Annotated in this window: 15 protein-coding genes and 1 pseudogene; 11 read left to right on the forward strand and 5 right to left on the reverse strand. The window is 40.0% G+C overall.

The window, feature by feature from the left end:
• Positions 1 to 9: 9 nt before the first annotated feature.
• The 6 genes and pseudogenes from MASE_RS07390 to MASE_RS07420 all read left to right on the forward strand — a co-directional run.
• On the forward strand, positions 10 to 870 hold the full coding sequence (locus MASE_RS07390) for a glycosyltransferase family 2 protein (RefSeq protein WP_014949116.1): 861 nt from the start codon (positions 10 to 12) through the stop codon (positions 868 to 870).
• 50 nt (positions 871 to 920) lie between these two features.
• Positions 921 to 1,904, forward strand: coding sequence for a glycosyltransferase family protein (locus MASE_RS07395; RefSeq protein WP_041693448.1), 984 nt, complete (start codon positions 921 to 923; stop codon positions 1,902 to 1,904).
• A gap of 19 nt (positions 1,905 to 1,923) precedes the next feature.
• The gene (locus MASE_RS07400) at positions 1,924 to 2,853 is read left to right on the forward strand and encodes a glycosyltransferase family 2 protein (protein ID WP_148275219.1); all 930 of its coding nucleotides are present in this window, start codon (positions 1,924 to 1,926) and stop codon (positions 2,851 to 2,853) included.
• A 45-nt stretch (positions 2,854 to 2,898) separates the two neighbouring features.
• Positions 2,899 to 4,359, forward strand: a complete 1,461-nt coding sequence (locus MASE_RS07405; protein ID WP_014949119.1) for an oligosaccharide flippase family protein — start codon at positions 2,899 to 2,901, stop codon at positions 4,357 to 4,359.
• A 165-nt stretch (positions 4,360 to 4,524) separates the two neighbouring features.
• Entirely contained in the window at positions 4,525 to 5,133 is a 609-nt protein-coding gene (locus MASE_RS07415) for a hypothetical protein (RefSeq protein ID WP_014949120.1), read from the forward strand.
• Positions 5,134 to 5,227: 94 nt separating this feature from the next.
• Positions 5,228 to 5,491, forward strand: a pseudogene (locus MASE_RS07420) (helix-turn-helix domain-containing protein); the annotation flags it as partial.
• A gap of 108 nt (positions 5,492 to 5,599) precedes the next feature.
• Here the strand turns inward: MASE_RS07420 and MASE_RS07425 are convergent.
• Both MASE_RS07425 and MASE_RS07430 read right to left on the reverse strand, forming a co-directional pair.
• Entirely contained in the window at positions 5,600 to 6,427 is an 828-nt protein-coding gene (locus MASE_RS07425) for a polysaccharide pyruvyl transferase family protein (protein ID WP_014949122.1), read from the reverse strand.
• A 148-nt stretch (positions 6,428 to 6,575) separates the two neighbouring features.
• Entirely contained in the window at positions 6,576 to 9,053 is a 2,478-nt protein-coding gene (locus MASE_RS07430; RefSeq protein WP_014949123.1) for a right-handed parallel beta-helix repeat-containing protein, read from the reverse strand.
• Positions 9,054 to 9,383: 330 nt separating this feature from the next.
• Here MASE_RS07430 and MASE_RS07435 point away from each other — a divergent pair, with 330 nt between their 5' ends.
• Positions 9,384 to 10,481: a glycosyltransferase gene (locus MASE_RS07435; protein ID WP_014949124.1), complete on the forward strand. Its 1,098-nt coding sequence runs from the start codon at positions 9,384 to 9,386 to the stop codon at positions 10,479 to 10,481.
• Between the two features lie 72 nt (positions 10,482 to 10,553).
• On the opposite strand, the gene MASE_RS07440 is transcribed toward MASE_RS07435, so the two are convergent.
• The 3 genes from MASE_RS07440 to MASE_RS07450 all read right to left on the reverse strand — a co-directional run bounded on the left by MASE_RS07440 (position 10,554) and on the right by MASE_RS07450 (position 14,154).
• Positions 10,554 to 11,417 carry a glycosyltransferase family 2 protein gene (locus tag MASE_RS07440; RefSeq protein ID WP_014949125.1) on the reverse strand — a complete coding sequence of 288 codons (864 nt, stop codon included), beginning with the start codon at positions 11,415 to 11,417 and terminating at the stop codon, positions 10,554 to 10,556.
• Positions 11,418 to 11,589: 172 nt separating this feature from the next.
• Entirely contained in the window at positions 11,590 to 12,174 is a 585-nt protein-coding gene (locus tag MASE_RS07445) for a serine O-acetyltransferase (protein ID WP_014949126.1), read from the reverse strand.
• Positions 12,175 to 12,309: 135 nt separating this feature from the next.
• Positions 12,310 to 14,154 (reverse strand): acyltransferase family protein, encoded by a 1,845-nt coding sequence (locus MASE_RS07450; protein WP_014949127.1) that lies wholly within the window; start codon positions 14,152 to 14,154, stop codon positions 12,310 to 12,312.
• 285 nt (positions 14,155 to 14,439) lie between these two features.
• On the opposite strand from MASE_RS07450, the gene pheS reads away from it, so the two are divergent.
• From pheS to MASE_RS07470, 4 genes are all read left to right on the forward strand, one after another.
• Positions 14,440 to 15,420, forward strand: coding sequence for a phenylalanine--tRNA ligase subunit alpha (gene pheS, locus MASE_RS07455; RefSeq protein WP_012518127.1), 981 nt, complete (start codon positions 14,440 to 14,442; stop codon positions 15,418 to 15,420).
• 14 nt (positions 15,421 to 15,434) lie between these two features.
• Positions 15,435 to 17,822: a phenylalanine--tRNA ligase subunit beta gene (gene pheT / locus MASE_RS07460; protein WP_014949128.1), complete on the forward strand. Its 2,388-nt coding sequence runs from the start codon at positions 15,435 to 15,437 to the stop codon at positions 17,820 to 17,822.
• Between the two features lie 3 nt (positions 17,823 to 17,825).
• The gene (ihfA, locus tag MASE_RS07465; protein ID WP_014949129.1) at positions 17,826 to 18,125 is read left to right on the forward strand and encodes an integration host factor subunit alpha; all 300 of its coding nucleotides are present in this window, start codon (positions 17,826 to 17,828) and stop codon (positions 18,123 to 18,125) included.
• A gap of 114 nt (positions 18,126 to 18,239) precedes the next feature.
• A complete protein-coding gene (locus tag MASE_RS07470) occupies positions 18,240 to 18,785 on the forward strand; it encodes a hypothetical protein (RefSeq protein ID WP_014949130.1) in 546 nt (181 codons plus the stop codon).
• The last annotated feature ends 2 nt before the right edge of the window (positions 18,786 to 18,787 follow it).

An 18,787-nucleotide genomic window follows, 5' to 3' on the forward strand; every position in this document is an offset into this window, starting at 1 on the left:
GGGAATTTAGTGAAAATTTCTGTTGTTATAACGACTCGTAATAGACCTCATTTTTTAGAAGAGGCATTGTATGGAATAAGCCGCCAAGATATCAAGCCATTCGAAATAATAGTTGTAGATGACTGTTCTACTGAGAGTTATGACAACATTGAATCGTTAATGGAAAGCCTTAGTGTTAAATATCTAAAACAACCGTTTAACGTTGGGGCAAATGCGGCTAGAAATATAGGTATTAATAATTCCTCAGGAGCTATCGTTGCTTTTCTCGATGATGATGATGTTTGGCTTCCTAACTATCTCAGTGAAGTGCATGCAAGGTTTTTGGAAGGGGCTGATGCGGTTGTAACTGGTTTTAAACAACTAGGAAATGAAAATGTAATAGTCGTAAATAACGATGAAAAAGTGACTAAACCCTCTTTGCAAAGAGGGAATACCTACTGTGGAATGTCTGGGTTTAGTTGTCGCAGAAAAGTTTTAGAGGAGAACCAGTTCGATGAAAACCTCCCCAATGGCCAAGATTGGGACATGTTTGTGAGATTATTTACAAAAGGAATGGATTTTAGAAACATACCAAAGGCGCTTTTTTTATATCGCTTCCAAAATGAAGATGGAATTGGAGCTAAAGTACGTAAACTAGCCCCTAAAGATATTTACCCTAGGCTAGCTTCTGCATATAAGCACAAGGAGTTTTTAGGTGACTACTGGTTTAAAAAGCGTGTGAGTGAGCAAGTACTCTTTTCGCTAAAACATAAGAAAAACAAAAAAGAATGGGTTTTTCTGTCGATAGAGCTTGCCGGTATTAAAGCTACAGCAAACTATTTCGTCAGAGTTTTACGTAGAAAAATATTGAAAAAGCCTATGGCGATATAGTGTTTTTATTGGAATAAAAGCGAAGGGAAAATTAAGTTGGGATTAGCGTAATGAAGCAGGAAAGTATGCAAAAAGCTTTTATGTATCCACCAAGAAGTCAAAATGAGTTTTTAGACTTAAATAAAAAAGCACTTCGAAAGTTAGGTTACGATGTTAAGCCAACCGATTTAACTTTTATTAAGTATTTATTAATTCACCCTAAAAAAGCCATCGTGATTTTAAACTGGGTAGAAGATAGAGTATATGGCAGGTCATATAAAACTACTGTTCAGTATTTTTTTAAAATGATCTTATTAGTCGTCTTTTCTAAAATCTGTGCTAAAAAAGTGATCTGGATAAAGCATAACTTTCGGCCACATAATAGCAAAGGGAGTACTAAGCGCTTTGATTTTCTATGTAAGTTGTACTCACAGCTAAACATACCCCCAATATCACTAGAGAGTTACTTTTCGTCTCCTTCTCTTATTCATCCATTGTATAAATCAAACAATGAACTCATTGAGGACGTTAAAGCAACAGAGCAAGAAAGCACTATAGATGTGTTGTTTTTCGGTGGAATAAAGCCTTATAAAAATTTAGATAAAGTCCTTCTCGACTGGCCTTCATCAATTCCGTTGAAGATAGCGGGAAAGTGTTCGGATCCAACTTATACCGAGATGTTAGAAAAGATTATTGAAGAACGAAGCCTCAACGTTGATTGGGATAATCGCTTTCTTTCAAGTGATGAGTTGAATGAAATGTTGAGAGCATCAAAGTTCGTCCTTTTACCCCATTCAGATAACACTATGATAAGTTCTGGGTCTTTTTATCATGCTATCGGAGAAGGATGTAACGTTTTGGTGAACGCAAGCCAGTTTGGAAAAGTCAAAAGCGAGCAGCATTCATTTGTTCACCTAGTAGATATTGGAAAAGTTTCAAAGGATATGCTGCGAACTCTTTTTGTATCTAAAAAAGAAGTTCGCAAAGAAGTGTTAGCTTGTTACGGTGAAAACCGTGTAGTCGAAGCTTGGAACATGGTTCTTAATAATGCCTAGAGTATTGGTAGAAAATGAAATGAATTCAGATAATAGTGCTTCCCTGTATACCCCACAAGTTAGCGTTTTAATACCAGTTTATAACGACATTGACAGAGTAGGCCTTTGTATTGAAAAGCTTGGGGCCATGACTTTTCCAAAAGATAAGTATGAAGTCATAATTGTTGATAATGGTTCATCTGACGGTACATACGAACTACTGCAAAAATTAATTTCTGAATTGGATGAAAAAGCGTTCCGCCTTATCCAGTGCCTTACGCCCGGATCTTATGCTGCACGAAATGAAGGGCTTAAATTGGCTCAAGGAGAATTCGTTGCATTTACAGATTCCGATTGTGTGGTTTCTGAAAATTGGCTTCAGAGCCTACTTGATTGTTGGAAAGCGCAAAGTGGCAGGACTGTGGTCGCAGGAAAAGTATCGTTTTTCTCAGATAGCGCGAAAAATACTGAACAATGTGCTCTAGACTTTGAAAACATGTTTTCTATGAAGCAAGACCAGAACGCAAAAAACGGCAAGTGCATAACTGCAAATTTGTTTTGTACAAAGCAACTACTTGAAACACACGGCGGGTTTAACGAAAAGTTAAAATCTGGCGGGGACGTTGAGTTTAGTCAGCGAGTAGTGAGCTCCGGGGGCAAAATTGTATATTCAGAAAAAGCCGAAGTTTTTCACCCATCGCGCAATAAAGAAGAGTTGTTAATCAAACGAAAGCGTGTAGTAGGGGGGACTTGGGACGCAGAACTTTCAAAGGCTAGCGTAGGTCGAAAACTTCGGTTTTGTGTTGGCTTAGTAAAAATGTTCTTGGGGCGAACAAAGAAGACTTTTACTAATGCCAGCTTTTCCTTCAAACGCAAGGTTAGTCTTACTTGGTTACTTTTTTTAATTTTTCTCACCAGTATGACGGAGTTTCTTTTGCTTCAATTAGGTAAAGAAGCAAATAGAACTTAGTTAATACTTTCGAAAACCACTCCCAGTTAAATTATTGAGAAATGAATGTCGCTTAAGAAAAAAGCTACAAAAGGTAGTATTTGGACGTCTTTAACAAGAACGGGGATCAACGTTGTTGATTTTCTGGTATATGCCTATTTGGCTCGAGTTCTTACCTTAGAGGAATTCGGTTTGGCCGGTTTCTGTTTTCTGTTCATTGAATTTGCCAATACTCTAGTAAATGCGGGTGTTAATCAGAACCTAGTTCAAAGAGACAAGTGGGAAGACAGATACGCTGCCAGTACAATGACGTTTGTTGCTGGTATGGGAATGATAGTTGTATTAGGAATTCTGGGTATAGGAGCGCCTATAGCCTATTACTCTTACTCCGAATTAGCCGCTTGGGTTGTTGCCAGCCTTGCCCCAATTACGCTAGTGACAAGCCTACAGGTAGTTGTTAGTGGGAAACTACTTCGCGAATTTAAGAACAAGCAAATGGGGGGGGCAAAGTTCTGTGCCACTATAATTTCTGCCGTGACGATTATTGTATTGGCCGAGAATGATTATGGTCTTTGGGCGCTAATTATCGGTAAGTTAGTTAATGCTATAGTCCAATATTTTCTTTTACTTTATGTGGCTAAATTTAAACCTTACTTTCATTTCGATAAAAGCGATAACAAAGAGTTGATTAGCTTTTGCTTACCTCTTTTCGGAATGACAATAATGAACTTCCTTCACAGGAAAGCTAGCAACATGTTTACAGGATTCGTGTTAGGTCCAGCAAGTTTTGCATTACTAGCTGCAGCTCATAAAGGGGAGTTAGTTATAAACCAGGTAACAATGAGTTCAATAAATTCGATGGTTGTTCCAAGCTTTTCTAGAGTGACAGAAAAAAACAGGCTTGGCACCCTTTACATAAAAATGGTTTCGATCACAGCATTACTTGTACTTCCAATTTTTATGGGGTTAGCTGCTATTGCAGACCCTTTTGTTATCATAGCATTTGGAGAAAAGTTTTCTCCCAGTGCCGCTTATATGACTATTTCAGCTTTCGCTATGTTTCCAAGTGTTATTGCTTGGTTTCTTCCAAACTTATTAGTTTCTGAAGGAAAGACTCACGACGCTTTGAGGCTTACAATGCTTAATTTAGTGTCCAACATTTTAGTGGCTGGCTGCACGATATGGTTTGGTGTAAAAGTGATGTTGATATCATTGGTAGTTGCGAGTTTTTTTATATTACCTGTTAGGCTCTACATAGTGAAAAAGCACGTTCCGATCAACATAAAGAGTCTTTTGTCGGGTGTAGCTCCCGCGGTTGTATCTTCTGTAATAATGTTTACAGTTTTAAATTTAATTAAACCAGTGTTAGCAGAGACTCTAAAGAATAATATTATTTTATTACTTGGGCTTGTTACCATAGGCGCACTAGTCTATCCCTTAACTCTAGCTGTGCTGTTCTATCCGCATTTAAAGTTGAGTTTACTAGAATTGAAAGACATGTTTTTTCGTAAGAAAGTTAATAATTAATTAAAGTTTAGTTATCCATAAAGCATCATGTCTGTTTTTTTTACAACAGAATATTTTAAAGTAAATTGGGTTTGCTCATATTGCTGATTTTTATAGGTTATTTTATCTTGGCATTTTTTTTGCATTACCTTTTCAGGTGTAGTCTTAACATTTGGATGTAAAGTAGTGACAAAATTAATCGCAGTATTCATTTCTCTGTTCGCGTTTTCGGTAAACGCTGCAGTAATATCGTTGGATTTTTCGAGCTCATTCTCCGATTATGGCAATCAGTTTGAGAATGGTCAGGTTGAAGCAAGTAATGGTGGTGCTAGCTTGACAATGAACGGCAATAATTGGGTTGCGTTTGAAGGGCCATTTGTTATAGAACAGGATACCGTTCTAGAAGTTACGTTTTTTTCATCGCTGTTAGGCGAACTTCATGGGTTTGGTTTTGATGATGATGTGATTTTTGACTCTCAAGATGATTACAGAAACGGAACGAATAGATACTTTCAATTAGCGGGTTCTCAAACGTTTGGTGTTCAGGATTTCAACACTTACCAAACAGTAAATACTATCGAAACTTTTTTTGTAAACGTGGGTAGCTTCGTAACGGGCACGTTTAACTATATCGTTTTCATTAACGATCAAGATGTTGAAGGTGTAAACGCGAACTCTGTCTACAGCATAACGGCTTCAAACGGCAATTTTACGTCTGTAAGCGAGCCGGGTATTCTTTCAATTCTTTTATCTTCGTTGATGATTTTATTTGCATCTCGCAGATTAAAGCGTTAACTGACTTAGTTTATGGAAAAGCCAGGTTTACGACCTGGCTTTTTTGTTTTCGCTGTCCCGTCCTAAAATACGTTGACATAAAGAGGACTTCTTTATGACAACTTCAAGTAATCAAAGACCTAAGCGCACACAGCGTGATTACACATTAGCTTTTAAATTGGGTGTAGTTGAGCGTGTAGAAAAAGGCGAATTCACTTATAAACAGGCACAAGCTCACTTCGGAATACAAGGAAGGTCGACGGTACTGGTTTGGCTCAGAAAGCATGGTAGACTCGACTGGTCGAAACCATTTCAGCATCCACTTATGCCAAGTTCAAAAGAAACACCAGCCGAAAAAATAAAACGCCTCGAGAGAGAATCAAATATTAACAATACCGTTCCGTATGATGCATTTTTCGGCGTTGATATTTAGATTTATAGAAAAACCTTTTGTAAAACTAGATAAAAGGCTTTTCCTTTAGTAGTTTTAATATCTGTCATACGGGAAACTTGCTACAAGTGCCTCCTGTTTTCGACTAAGTTCCGGTATGGGAGGGGTGGATTTATCAAAACAGGAGGCTAGTTCCTTTTCTACTATAAATGATTCTCTTCCTGTACCATAATAATAGTCCTCATATTTAAACATTGTTTCTCCACTACCTGAATTGAAAAAGACGGCGGGAATTCCATATGATTCTGCTAGAATTAAGCCGTGTAAACTACTCGCAACAACTAACTCCGCATTGATTATATTGCTTATGAAATGAGCTGGAAACTGCCTAGGAGAAACCAAATGTTTCTCATAACCTTTATAGTTTTCAATATTGTCATTTAGTTGAGGAATAATTACAAAGTTTGACTTGGGGCACTCAAAAACCTGCTCTAACATGTGTTTCGGATAAATTAAAGGTGCTAGTATGCCTGGGTCACCAAAAATATCTGGAACTTCTATCCCTTTTTCTTCTAGATATTTCCTAGTATTAGGGCCCCTAACAGCTCTAACATCTAACTTGCTGAAATTATGTTTATCTTCAGAGATTTTTCCATTTCTCCCCGTACCCCATACAACATCATTATCTCTTGCAAAATGAAGTACAGATCCAATAGAGAGTATCTTTCCATCTCGAATCTCAATTGGGTGCTTATCTTTTAAATTTAGTAAGTAGTTAACGGTCTCGAATGCTAAATAATCACCAATGTTTGGTGTCCTATCCTTTGGATTCCAGAAAAAATTTTTTTCTTGTAAATTTAATGCTAATGATAATTTGTTATCAACTTTACTTTTATTTCCTTTGTTAAATAAACTCTTTAGCACTGTTTACCTCTAGTAGTAGAAAAATTGAAATTCCTTTGCAGCATAATTGATGCCAAACATCGCTATTTCCTATACCTAGAGCTTCTAGCAATCAATAGACTATACGCATTTAAGGATCTGTACATTGAAAATTAACTCTTGTCCTTATTTAATACTCAACTAGTCGAATGTTTTTGTATTTTACTTTATCTCTATTACGCGAACTTTCAATATCGTCATTATCTAACACTAGTATTAAGTAGTTCACTTTACCTTTTACATATTGCCCTATAGGGAATGATATAGTACTTGATGTAAACGTAAAAAAGTCCTTTCCTTTTATACCCCATGTCTGCGTACCAAAAAAGTTAACCACTCTAGAGCTATTTAATTCAGTGTCTGTTTCAAAGCCAATACCTACTATTTCGGGGTTACCTTCTACTTCAAGGTCCAACTCTAATACAGAGTCTTCGGTCAATGTGTAGCTAATCGGGAACATGTGCCAGTTATTTCCGGTTAAAGTAACAGTATGGTCACTTGTAACGGTTGTCGTTCCGTAACGATACTGTTTGGGAAAGCCGGTGTACTCAATTTCGTTCGCTTTAAACTCCCACACTGTTGGTGTCTGCTCTACTACGGCTTGTAAAACTTCTTCCGAAGAAAAGTTAGGAATTTTGAATTCATCCGATATATACAGCTTTGGTTTGGGTGAGCTTTGTAGTGACTCAATGTATGAGATATCGTCGGAGTATGGGTGCTCAACAACATTATCTAAATTAAATTCATATCTTGCATCGGCTGAATTCTCGTTAAAACAAAGGTCGTTAGTACTTGTGCTGCCCGAATACTTTTCTTTGTCAAAAATACAGTGCCCAACAGAATAGCCAGTCTTCTTCGTGAATATGATATTGTTTTGCGTGGTTACCCAAAATGTAGAATCGTTATCAACTCTGGATGCAGCAATACCGTTACGCTCAACGTCAATCACATTTTCGAATACGAAGGTTCTGCCCGCTGGTCTAGAAATCAACCCGCCTGCTTTTATTGCAGTCCATTCTTTGCCTGTTTCATCACCTAAATTATGTATGTAGTTGTGAAATATATAGCTAGGTCCCAAAGTATTCGGCGCTATACTTATACCTGCATAACCTTGCTCCATTTCATTGTCGTAAACCAACACATTTTGTTGACCACCATCTATTTCTATTAAGTCATCATTTGCATAAGCTAGGTAGTTGCCATAGATTGCCGAATTCTTAACGAAGCCACCGCGCCTTTCGAAATTTTTTCTGCCCTCAATAACATCATTGAATCTATGATCGGGCGCGCCGTAAAAGCGATTGTTTCTAACGATGAATTCACCTCGGTAGGCGTCGCTGTCGTGATATGCCCAAACTTGTAGCGCATTTGCACCTTTAGGGTGACCTGCTGCCCAGCTATTTGCACCCAAGTTAGGGCTATGTACCTCACATTCTTCTATTACCGCAATACCACTTCGTTCCAAGTAAATACCGGAATCGTAATTAATAGGTGAGTTATTAGTGGTGCTTGAGTAGGCAATACCATCCCTTATATCTACAGCCTCTCTACCATATTCAGAAACATTGCAGCCCTTAATCCAGATATGGTGTGCTTTTTTAGCGAATATACCGTAACGCTGCCCGCCTTTAACGGTAAGGTTTTCTAGCATTACGTATGAATTGTTACCAATATTCACAGCCGAGAGTACATCGCTGCCAGCTTCAATAGCGGGGCCATCACCAATAATTTTCGCGTAACCATCTTCGCTACCTTCTATATTTAGCGCTTCTAAATCCAGTTGGCCGCCAGAATAAATTTCTGAAAGGTAATAAATTTTATTTGGGTCGATAGGGGGACTATTGAGCTTTGTTGTTGTTTGAAAGGTATGCTCTATTACGTCGCCATAAATATCTGTAATCTTAACTTCTATATGGTACGTAGTGTTTGCTTCTAGATACACTATGCTTCCAGTGAACGACCCGTAAATGGGCTCCCACGCTAGGTCTAACCCTTCACGCCAATAGGTATCATCATCAGCCCTAAATTTAACGGTGGCAGTACTTTCTTCATCTTGGCCGTAAATTACCAACCCTATCGAGTTGATAAGCGGCGTAGCGGTATCTTCAAACCCTGAGGCTGATGCGGCAAAAACTATTGAAGGGTCTAACCCTGCTGTAATCGCCGACTCGTAAATATCGTTTTTGCTTAAGCCCGTATATGTTGAAATTATTTTCATCCACTTTGCAGTATCGATAGGATACAAAGCAAACAGAGCTGAGGCTTGATTAGACGTTATATTAGCAAACAGCGCTTTCTTTTCTTCTTCACTTATAGATGGCCTAGGTATTAACACATGTTGCTTATAAAGCTGGGCTATCTCGTCTTCGTACTTTTCAATAACGGTTGATAGGTTTTTAGGACCTTTGTAATTAGCTAGTAATGAGCTTACAGTATTATTATTACTAATATTCGCATTAAGATAGTTATGCAAAATATCACCGGGTTGGCCGCCTTTTGTATAATCTTTATCATTCTTGTTCACTGTGGCACAAGAAAGCATTAGAAACGACAGTAAACCAATAAAAGCGAAGCGAAAAATAGATGGCTTTGAGTTAGCAGAGTGCATGGTATATCCCTATAGGTTGAAAAGCATGAAAGGAAAACTAGGGCTGTATCGAAAGGGTAGTGTTAACCTTGGTACGTAGCAAGCCTGTGGATGGGATCTTTACAATTTTAGTTTGCTACTGCTGGTAAAACAGCTCGCCTTACTCTGGTTCTTTTAAGTTTTATAAAAAACGGAATCTAAATTGCTTAATCTAAATATTCGAAAATGGACTATTAATGATAGTTTATTACTAACTCGCCTATTTCAAGAATAATCTTTGAAGACAATTTGGTATACTTAAAAAGAATACCGGACAAAGCAATTACTTCTATGCACTAAAATGGAAATTTTATGAAGAAAAAAGTAGCCGTTATTCACCCTGAGGCAGGGTTTTCATCAAGCGGCGGATCTCAGCTCAGTGCGTATGAAATGGCGGAACATCTTGCCGCATTTTTTGACGTAAAGCTTTTAAGCTCATCCAAATGTAGTGAACACAGTGTAGTTATTCCCTGTATTCCCAGAGGGAAAGTGAAAAAAGCCCAGCGCAATAAAACCATTGATTGGTTGCTGACGCGCTTTGTTTCTAATCCATCTCTGCTTATCGAGTCGCTAACTAGCTTCCTAACATACACGCCATATTTAATTTTTGAGCGTTGTGATGTCATTTACCCTAATAACGATTATGGTGGCTTGGCAGTAGCAACAGTAATTAGAAAACTATTCAAAACGCCCATTCTTTATACCGAAAGGGCAGGGATGGTATCGAACGGTAAAGTATTACGTCGCAATTTGAAATTTAAACCTGACTGCTTGGTTGTGTTTAACCAAGAAACCAAAGAGTATGTTCATTCTATAGCACCTGAACAACGGGTGGAGATTATTCCTAACGGTGTAAACTTAGCTAAATTCAGCCCGCAGGGCGAAAAATATGAGCATGGTTTACAGGGCAAAGTGTTATTAACTGTTGGTGCGTTAAGTAGGCAAAATCACAAGCGTATACATCTAGCCATCGAGGCAGTAAGTCAACTAAACGGTGTGTCGTTACTTATTTGTGGTGATGGCCCAGATGTACAGTACTTTAATGACCTTTGTTCACAAAAGTTAGGTGCACAACGTTTTAACATCGTTAAAGTTGACTTTGCTGATATTCCCAATGTTTATCGTTCAGTTGATGCATTTACATTACCATCTGAAGACGAGCCTTTTGGGCGAGTGTACCTAGAGGCAATGGCAAGTGGCTTACCCGTTGTAGCTACCGATGACTCCATGCGTAGAACACTAATAGGTAAAGCAGGTGTGGTTTGTAATGTTGAAAACACTGAAGAATACGCTGCTGCCATAGCCACCACACTATCAACCGACTGGGCTAATGCACCAGTTGAGCAAGCAGCTGATTTTAGTTGGGAGAGTGTAGCTGAGCGATACGCGGACGTGATAGAGAGTTTATAAAGTTTTATCTCTACATAAAAAGTGCGCTGTTAACGTCGGTAACAGCGCGCATTACTATTTTGTAAATGCTGCTTACTTGCCGAACTTCCGACGAAGCCTATCTTTCCCTAAGATAACTTTGGCTGTTGCTACTAACCCCGCTTCTCGCACAGATAAACTAATCCAACCTAGCTTGTTATTCTTCTTGCCAATTTGACTAAGAATTTGATTAGCAACTCGGTCGTTATAAGCTTCTTTGCCTAATAGCGCCTTATGTTTTTTAAATGCCTTGAGCCTAGGGAAGACTTTTTCTAGTGGCATATTGGCTACTTCGGTAGAAATACTAACGTGACCTCTGCGATAGAAATAAATATCTTTAGGGATGTTTCTGAAAACAGTATCTTCTAATGTAATACGAACAAAGAAGTCCCAATCTTGGCTATTCTTTAGCTCTTCATCAAACATCAGCTTTTTAGCTAATGAAGCCTTGCACGTAACGCCACTCATTCCGCAGAATTTATTACCTTTCTTGATCACATCTGTGGTGATAACTTCAGTTTCGTTGATGTGAATTTTATCTGGTGTTTCAAGGAATCGGTATCCGCAGGTTACAGCATCAGCGTGTTGGTGTACTGCAATATGTTGTTCAAGATAGTCGTTGTCCCACACGTCATCATCATCCAAGAACGCAACAATATCTGATGTCGACTTAGATATTCCTAAGTTACGTGCTGCATTAGCACCTGACGCAACGGGGACCTTGATATAAGTAAATTGATCTTTTGGAAAAAGAGATAACACTTCTTCATAGCTCACCGAAGAGCCATCATCAATAACGAACACTTCTTTTGGCATAACAGTTTGTTTTAATACTGCAGCGAGTGACTCTTTTAAATAGTCAGGGCGATTGTGTGTCGTGATTATAACGGACACTGAAGGTAGCACTTGTACTTCCATATTTTTTAATATCCTTTTACCGAACTTAAACTATCTACCGGGAAGCAATATAAATGCCGTTGCCGAACATACAGGGCAGCAGTGTACTATCTTAGCTCTTCTAGAAAAACATTGAAGTGTCATTTTAAAACGTTAAAAACGTGTGTGTGCAAGTATTCTCTTCAGCATAGAGTTAATATTTAATTTCTGTTCGCTTGTTTTTTAAAATTTCCAGTGGCCCTTGATCTGCGATAACTTTTGCAGGTATGCCACCGATAGTACAGTCACTGTCAAAGGATTTATTCACTACAGCATTAGCACCTATCGCGACATTATCGCCAATTTTTATATCGCCGTATATTTTGGCGCCGGGGCCTATATAGCAGTCATCGCCAATGTGAGGAGCAGCTCCCTTTTTAGATAAACTTCCTCCGATGTTAACGCATACATGGACTCGACAGTTTGCACCAACTTTACACTTTCCATTGACTACTATGGTACCTGCGTGAGCTATAGATAAACCGGGGCCGAAGACATTGGCAGGTATAGAAAAACCTAGCTTACGTCCTAGCCTTCGTACCCTTAACTGCAAATACGCAGCATAACCTTTGCCAATTAAAGTTTTAGAAGTGTTTTTCCTAAACTCTAATTTTCTTAAAGCTACTTGGAAACGCCAAATATCATGGGTTAAGTAGTTTTTAAGAGTTGGTTTTACATTCAATGCTAATCTATCTTGTTCTAAGAAATGTAAATAGTCGCGTCTATTTTTTATCATCATCTCTCTCTCTTAATTAAAAAGCTATTTTCTTTGCCTATATTATTAGGTTTAAAAATATTTTATAGCTAAATCAATTGTTTGTTACTAAATTCATGAAGCTTATGGTTTAGCCTTAAATGACCGTAATTACTACTTCTACAGTAGAAAGATGTTATTTAGATACGAGTTCGCATGAATTGAATACCATGGCCGCATATGGTTGTTGTCTCGGTAGTAGAAGCCTCGTTTTTCATCTCTTGTTTTACATTGTTTGTTTTGGCAGAGATAGGCAATAGGATCAATGATGTTTATGTCATCAATATTTTTTAGCTTAGTTAAAGCTTCTTCATGCTCTGAATAATTTATACGGACTTGTGTTTCTGCAATACTATCGGGTAGTTTATTACGGACTGCGAAAACGGGATCGAATTCTGTGCCCTTAGGCTCGCCCGTTAATAAGAAAATTTCACGAACTTTACTTTTCAGGACAAGCATAAAATTATCGAATTCTTTTATCCGGATAAGTTTTTCGCTATTTCTCTGGGAAGTTGAGGTTGGTAGATACGAGTTAAAACTGTAAAACGATGTCAGTACTTTCTCAAACTTGATTTTATCGAGCAGCTTTTTGTAGTTTTGAAGGTCACTGCATCCCCATTTAGGGTTTTTCATCGAAGGCGTAACAAAGCAGCCGCTCTGCGTCAGAAAATATATATTGTATTTGTTTTCTAAACTTTTGACGTAAGGGTAAAGTTGTTCTACATGACTTGCTCCCATTACCAATAAATTTTTATCTGAACTACCTTTTATAAATCTTATTTCTAAGCCCGCTATTTCCATATTAGGTTTAGGATAATTCCAGTCGTCTTTTGCTTCTAAAGCAGATTTAACCAACAATTGTTCGCTCTGTGAAAAACGGTGCAAAAGCCCGTTAGTATAAAAAATGGCCATGCCACTTAGAGCTACTACAATTGCGAATGGTAAGGGGCGTAAAAGCACTTTGAAATTATCCAAGTGGTAATCTTTTAGCGTTTTAGATTCAATATATTTATAGCTTAGAGCACCAAGCAAAATTGATAGGGGTATACCAACTAGCCACCAATACGGACCCAATTCAAAATAATACCCAGCAACGACTATGGGCCAGTGCCATAAGTAAATAGAATAAGACCATTTGCCAAGTGAGTGAGCAATATTGTTGCTTACAAGCTTAGAGTCACTGTTAGAAGCTAGTACCATACACGAACCAATAATTGGTATTAGTGAAGCGTACCCCGGCCAAGGCGTAGATGAAGAGAATATAAAGAAGCTTATTATTATTAATATTAGGCCAGTTAATTGTAGCTGCGGCCTAAAGCAATCTTTGATGCTCAAAGGATAGAGAAATACTAAACCTCCAGCTAACATTTGCCAGGCTCGAGTAGGTAGCAAAAAGTATGCTGCGCTGCTTGATTTAATGGTAACGAAAACAGAAAACATGAAAGCTAGTACAGTTCCGCAAAGTACAACGAACTTCAATTGTCGAAATGTCAGAACTTTTTTAAGAAAAACTAGAGCCAATGGGTAGATTAGATAAAACTGCCACTCTACCGAAAGGCTCCAAGTGTGTAATAGCCATTTTTCATTTGATGAAGGGTTAAAATAGTTTGATTCCGACCAATAAACCATGTTTGATACGAAAGATAAACTTGCCGCCGCGTGTTTGCCTAAGTTCAAATAGTCTATCGGAGAAATGAAAAATAAACCGAAGATCAACAGAGTAAAGCAAAGAACAGACAATGCTGGAATGATTCTTTTTACCCTCGCAATATAAAACGAAAGAATTGAGAAATTTTCTTTTTCCAAGCCTTTCACAACAATCATTGTCATAAGAAAGCCGGAAATAACAAAAAAGACATCTACACCTGCAAAGCCGCCAGGCAACCAACTGTGATTGAAGTGAAAAACGACTACTGAAGCTACTGCGATGGCTCGCAGGGCATTGATATCTTCCCTGAATTTCATATTACATATTTCTCAATTAAGCAGTGTTAAAGAATATACGATCCACTAAAAACGCACACTTTGCACCGGCATTGTCTAATAAGGGTAATGGTTAGTCGAGTATTTATGTAGGGCTTTTATATAATTACTAGCTTTTTCTAAAATTTCGCCATTATCAGCTATATAGGGTAGCGGTAATGTCAGTCACTCGTGTAAACTATCGCTTTTATTTCAGGCAAGCCTTAGCGCACAGAAAAATTCTTCCTATGCTTTGGCCATGCAGTCATCATGTAAATTGAGGAAAACATGGAGCTTGACGCTATTATCAATCAGGCACAAAGCCAGATTGACGCTGCACAAGATGCAGCCACATTAGACCAAGTTAGGGTCGAATTCATGGGTAAGAAAGGTAAACTTACCGACTTACTTAAAGGGCTTGGAAAGTTATCTAACGAAGAACGTCCTGCCGCAGGCCAAAAGATTAACCAAGCTAAGCAGGTTATTCAGCAAGCTATTTCTGCAAAAGGTGAGTTTTTACGCACTGAAGAGCTTAACAAGAAGCTAGCAGAAGAAGCAGTAGATGTAACGTTGCCTGGTCGCACAGAAAAGCCAGGAAACTTACACCCGGTTAGCCGCACGATTGCACGCATTGAGTCTTTCTTTGGCGAGCTTGGCTTTTCAGTTAAAACTGGCCCTGAAATTGAAGATGGTTTTCACAACTTCGACGCGCTGAACATTCCTGCGAATCACCCAGCGCGTGCCGACCACGATACGTTTTACTTCAACCCAGACATGATGCTTCGTACGCAAACCTCTGGTGTTCAAATTCGTACTATGGAAGCAGAAAAGCCACCATTGCGTATTATCTCGCCAGGCCGTGTGTATCGTAACGACTACGACCAAACACACACGCCGATGTTCCACCAAGTGGAAGGTTTGATGGTTGATAAGAATGTCAGCTTTACCGATCTTAAAGGTATTTTGCACGACTTCTTACATCACTTCTTTGAAGAGTCACTAGAAATTCGCTTCCGTCCGTCTTATTTCCCGTTTACTGAGCCGTCAGCTGAAGTCGACGTAATGGGTAAAAACGGTCAGTGGCTTGAAGTATTGGGCTGCGGCATGGTGCACCCAAATGTACTTAAAGCGGTAGGTATCGACCCAGAAGAGTACACAGGTTTTGCCTTTGGTATGGGCGTAGAGCGTTTAACAATGCTTCGTTACGGTGTTAACGACTTACGCGCGTTCTTTGAAAACGATCTTCGTTTCCTTAAGCAGTTCAACTAAGGCAGAGAGTACACATGAAATTCAGTGAAAAATGGTTAAGAGAGTGGGTTAACCCGTCGCTGTCGGCACATGAGCTGTCTGAACAGTTGAGCATGGCTGGCCTAGAAGTAGACGGCGTTGAGCCAGTGGCAGGCGATTTTAAAGGCGTGCTAGTAGGTGAAGTAGTGGAGTGCGGTCAGCATCCTAACGCCGATAAACTGCGCGTGACTAAAATAAACGTAGGTGGCGATGAGCTACTTGATATCGTTTGTGGTGCGCCTAACTGCCGTCAGGGCATTAAAGTAGCAGTTGCTGTTGTTGGTGCTGTATTGCCAGGCGACTTTAAAATTAAGAAAGCAAAGCTTCGCGGCGAGCCGTCATTCGGTATGCTATGTAGCTTCTCTGAACTAGGTATTAGCGACGACCACGATGGTATTATCGAGCTTCCCGCCGATGCACCTATTGGCACAGACATTCGCGATTATCTTGGTCTTGATGACAACGCAATCGAAGTAGACCTAACACCAAACCGTGCAGACTGCTTGGGTATTCGCGGCATTGCCCGTGAAGTTGGCGTACTTAATAACCTTGACGTGTGCGAGCCTGAAGTAGCTGCGGTAAACGCAACTATTGAAGATAAATTATCAATTACGCTAAGCGCTGATGACGCATGCCCGCGTTATTTAGGCCGTGTGGTTAAGGGCGTTAACGTTAAAGCAGCGTCACCACTATGGTTAGTTGAAAAGCTACGTCGCTGCGGTATTCGCAGTATCGACCCCATTGTAGATGTGACTAACTTTGTATTGTTAGAGCTTGGCCAGCCAATGCACGCGTTTAATCTTGCCAGCATTGAAGGCAACATTAACGTGCGTATGGCTAATGAAGGCGAAACGCTTACACTACTTGATGAAACCGAAGCTAAGTTACAAAGCAATACTTTAGTTATCGCTGATGACAACAAAGCGTTAGCTATGGCAGGTATTTTCGGCGGCTTACATTCTGGTGTTACCACCGAAACCCAAGATATTTTACTTGAAAGTGCTTTCTTTAGCCGTGATGCGATTATGGGCCGTGCCCGTCAGTACGGTTTGCATACCGATGCGTCGCACCGTTACGAGCGTGGTGTAGACCCACAGCTTCAGCGTAAAGCCATGGAGCGCGCTACTGCACTGGTACTAGAAATTTGCGGTGGTGAAGCTGGCCCTGTTGTTGAAACAGTGGCTGAAGACAAGCTACCCAAGCAGGCTACGGTTACGCTTCGTCGCGAACGTTTGTCTCGCGTACTAGGCATTAGCATTGACGATGCAAAAGTAACCGAAATGCTAAACCGCCTTGGTTTAGACGTAACGCAAACCGAAGCTGGCTGGGAAGCGGTTGCGCCAAGCTATCGTTTCGATATTTCAATTGAAGAAGATTTGATTGAAGAAATTGCGCGTGTATACGGCTACAACAACATTCCAAACGTGGCACCAAAAGCGACGTTGGCAATGCTGCCTTCGCAAGAAGCCAAGCTGCCGCTAAACACAATGAAGTCATTGCTTCTAAGCCGTGGCTACAACGAAGCAATCACGTATTCGTTTGTAGACCCTAAAATTCAAAACGCATTATTCCCAGACGTAAAAGGTATGGTGTTACCACACCCAATTTCATCTGATATGTCGGTAATGCGTGTAAGTTTATGGCCGGGTTTGCTAGGTGCTACTGCTTATAATCAGAAGCGTCAGCAGCAACGTGTTCGCATGTTTGAAACCGGATTACGCTTTATACCTCAACAAGATGCGCCAAATGGTGTATTGCAACAGCAAGTAATTGGTGGTGTAGTAGCAGGGCGTCGTAATGAAGAACATTGGGACTTGGGCGACAGCCCGGTTGATTTCTTCGATGCAAAAGCCGACGTTGAGGCGTTATTGGCACTTACAGGCAGAACCGGTGAGTTCCAGTTCGTTACAGGGCAACACAGTGCGTTACACCCTGGCATGACGGCAAAAATTTTGCTTAATGATGAAGAAGTTGGCTATATTGGTGCTATACACCCGCAGTTCACTAAATTGCTTGGTGTTAACGGCCGTGTATTTGTGTTCGAACTAGTGGTAGATGCCATTACTGATCGCAAGTTACCGTCAGCCGTACCAGTATCGCGCTTCCCATCGAATCGCCGTGATATTGCTATTACGGTTAAAGATGAAGTGCGTGTAGGGAATGTTCTTTCTTACATAGAAAATATTGGCGTAAATCAACTAGTTGCTCTAAACTTGTTCGATGAGTACAAAGGCAAGGGAATTGAGCCTGGCTATAAGAGCCTTGCTTTGTCACTTCATTTACAAGATCCGGATAAAACCTTGGAAGAAGCTGAGATTCAGCAAGCTGTAGATACTGTGGTTAAAGGTCTGGAATCTGAGTTTGGGGCCGCGTTAAGAGAGTAAACTATGGCATTGACCAAAGCCGAGATGGCTGAACACCTATTCGAGAAACTAGGCATTAACAAGCGTGATGCGAAGGATCTGGTAGAGCTTTTTTTCGAAGAGATTAAAGGCGCTCTGGAATCTGGTGAGCAAGTGAAACTGTCAGGTTTTGGCAACTTTGACCTGCGTGATAAAAATGAACGTCCTGGCCGCAATCCAAAAACCGGTGAAGACATTCCAATTAAAGCACGTCGTGTGGTTACATTCCGCCCGGGTCAAAAATTGAAAAGCCGAGTTGAAAACTCTGCACCTGTCGACCAATAATCTTTAGGTCGTTACAATACTGAAAAAGAGCGGGGTCTCTCGCTCTTTTTGTATTGCTTCTTTTATACAGTGCCGTCGCACTGGTTTTCATATGCAATTTCTTTGGAGGAAAGTGTGAAGAAAGCACTTGTCGTTCTTGTTATTATTATTGCTGCTACGTTTTCATGGTTTGCTTATCTGTCGCTGGATGCAGACAAACGAGACCAAGACGCAGCGCAAGTTCCGCTAATCACAGTCATGGAAATTCTTCACGCTAGTGATTTGCAGGAAGGCGTTAAGCAGGCTGTAAAAGATGGGAATATCGAAGTAGTAGATTCTTGGATGGTACAAGCCCGTGAAGTAGGGCAGGCTGCCAACCTGTCATCTGAAGATATGGATTATCTTAATTCAGAAACTGCGAAAGACTACGTTGTATTCAATGCTAAGCGCCAGCTGTACAACGAAGCGTTTGAAGCGCGTTATTATGCGTTGGAAGAGGTAGAAACGCTTAAAGAGCAGTACCCGGAAGCCAAGGACTTGTTTACTCGTACTGATGCACTGATTGAAAAGCGTGACGCTATCATTCAACAAATTGCTGTAGCCATTGCAGGAAGCGAGCAGCCTGATGAAGCCGCGCTTAAAGAAGCACGCAAGCAGTGGTTAGCCCAGGCTAGCAAGTAGCC

This window comes from Alteromonas macleodii ATCC 27126, from assembly GCF_000172635.2.
Lineage (GTDB): Bacteria > Pseudomonadota > Gammaproteobacteria > Enterobacterales > Alteromonadaceae > Alteromonas > Alteromonas macleodii.

What these genes read in the sequence shown, in the direction of transcription:
- MASE_RS07395 (WP_041693448.1), top strand. Translation starts at nt 921, where the DNA reads ATGAAGCAGGAAAGTATGCAAAAAGCTTTTATGTATCCACCAAGAAGT.
- MASE_RS07400 (WP_148275219.1), top strand. Translation starts at nt 1,924, where the DNA reads ATGAATTCAGATAATAGTGCTTCCCTGTATACCCCACAAGTTAGCGTT.
- MASE_RS07405 (WP_014949119.1), top strand. Translation starts at nt 2,899, where the DNA reads ATGTCGCTTAAGAAAAAAGCTACAAAAGGTAGTATTTGGACGTCTTTA.
- MASE_RS07430 (WP_014949123.1), bottom strand. Translation starts at nt 9,053, where the DNA reads ATGCACTCTGCTAACTCAAAGCCATCTATTTTTCGCTTCGCTTTTATT.
- MASE_RS07435 (WP_014949124.1), top strand. Translation starts at nt 9,384, where the DNA reads ATGAAGAAAAAAGTAGCCGTTATTCACCCTGAGGCAGGGTTTTCATCA.
- MASE_RS07440 (WP_014949125.1), bottom strand. Translation starts at nt 11,417, where the DNA reads ATGGAAGTACAAGTGCTACCTTCAGTGTCCGTTATAATCACGACACAC.
- MASE_RS07445 (WP_014949126.1), bottom strand. Translation starts at nt 12,174, where the DNA reads ATGATGATAAAAAATAGACGCGACTATTTACATTTCTTAGAACAAGAT.
- MASE_RS07450 (WP_014949127.1), bottom strand. Translation starts at nt 14,154, where the DNA reads ATGAAATTCAGGGAAGATATCAATGCCCTGCGAGCCATCGCAGTAGCT.
- pheS (WP_012518127.1), top strand. Translation starts at nt 14,440, where the DNA reads ATGGAGCTTGACGCTATTATCAATCAGGCACAAAGCCAGATTGACGCT.
- pheT (WP_014949128.1), top strand. Translation starts at nt 15,435, where the DNA reads ATGAAATTCAGTGAAAAATGGTTAAGAGAGTGGGTTAACCCGTCGCTG.
- ihfA (WP_014949129.1), top strand. Translation starts at nt 17,826, where the DNA reads ATGGCATTGACCAAAGCCGAGATGGCTGAACACCTATTCGAGAAACTA.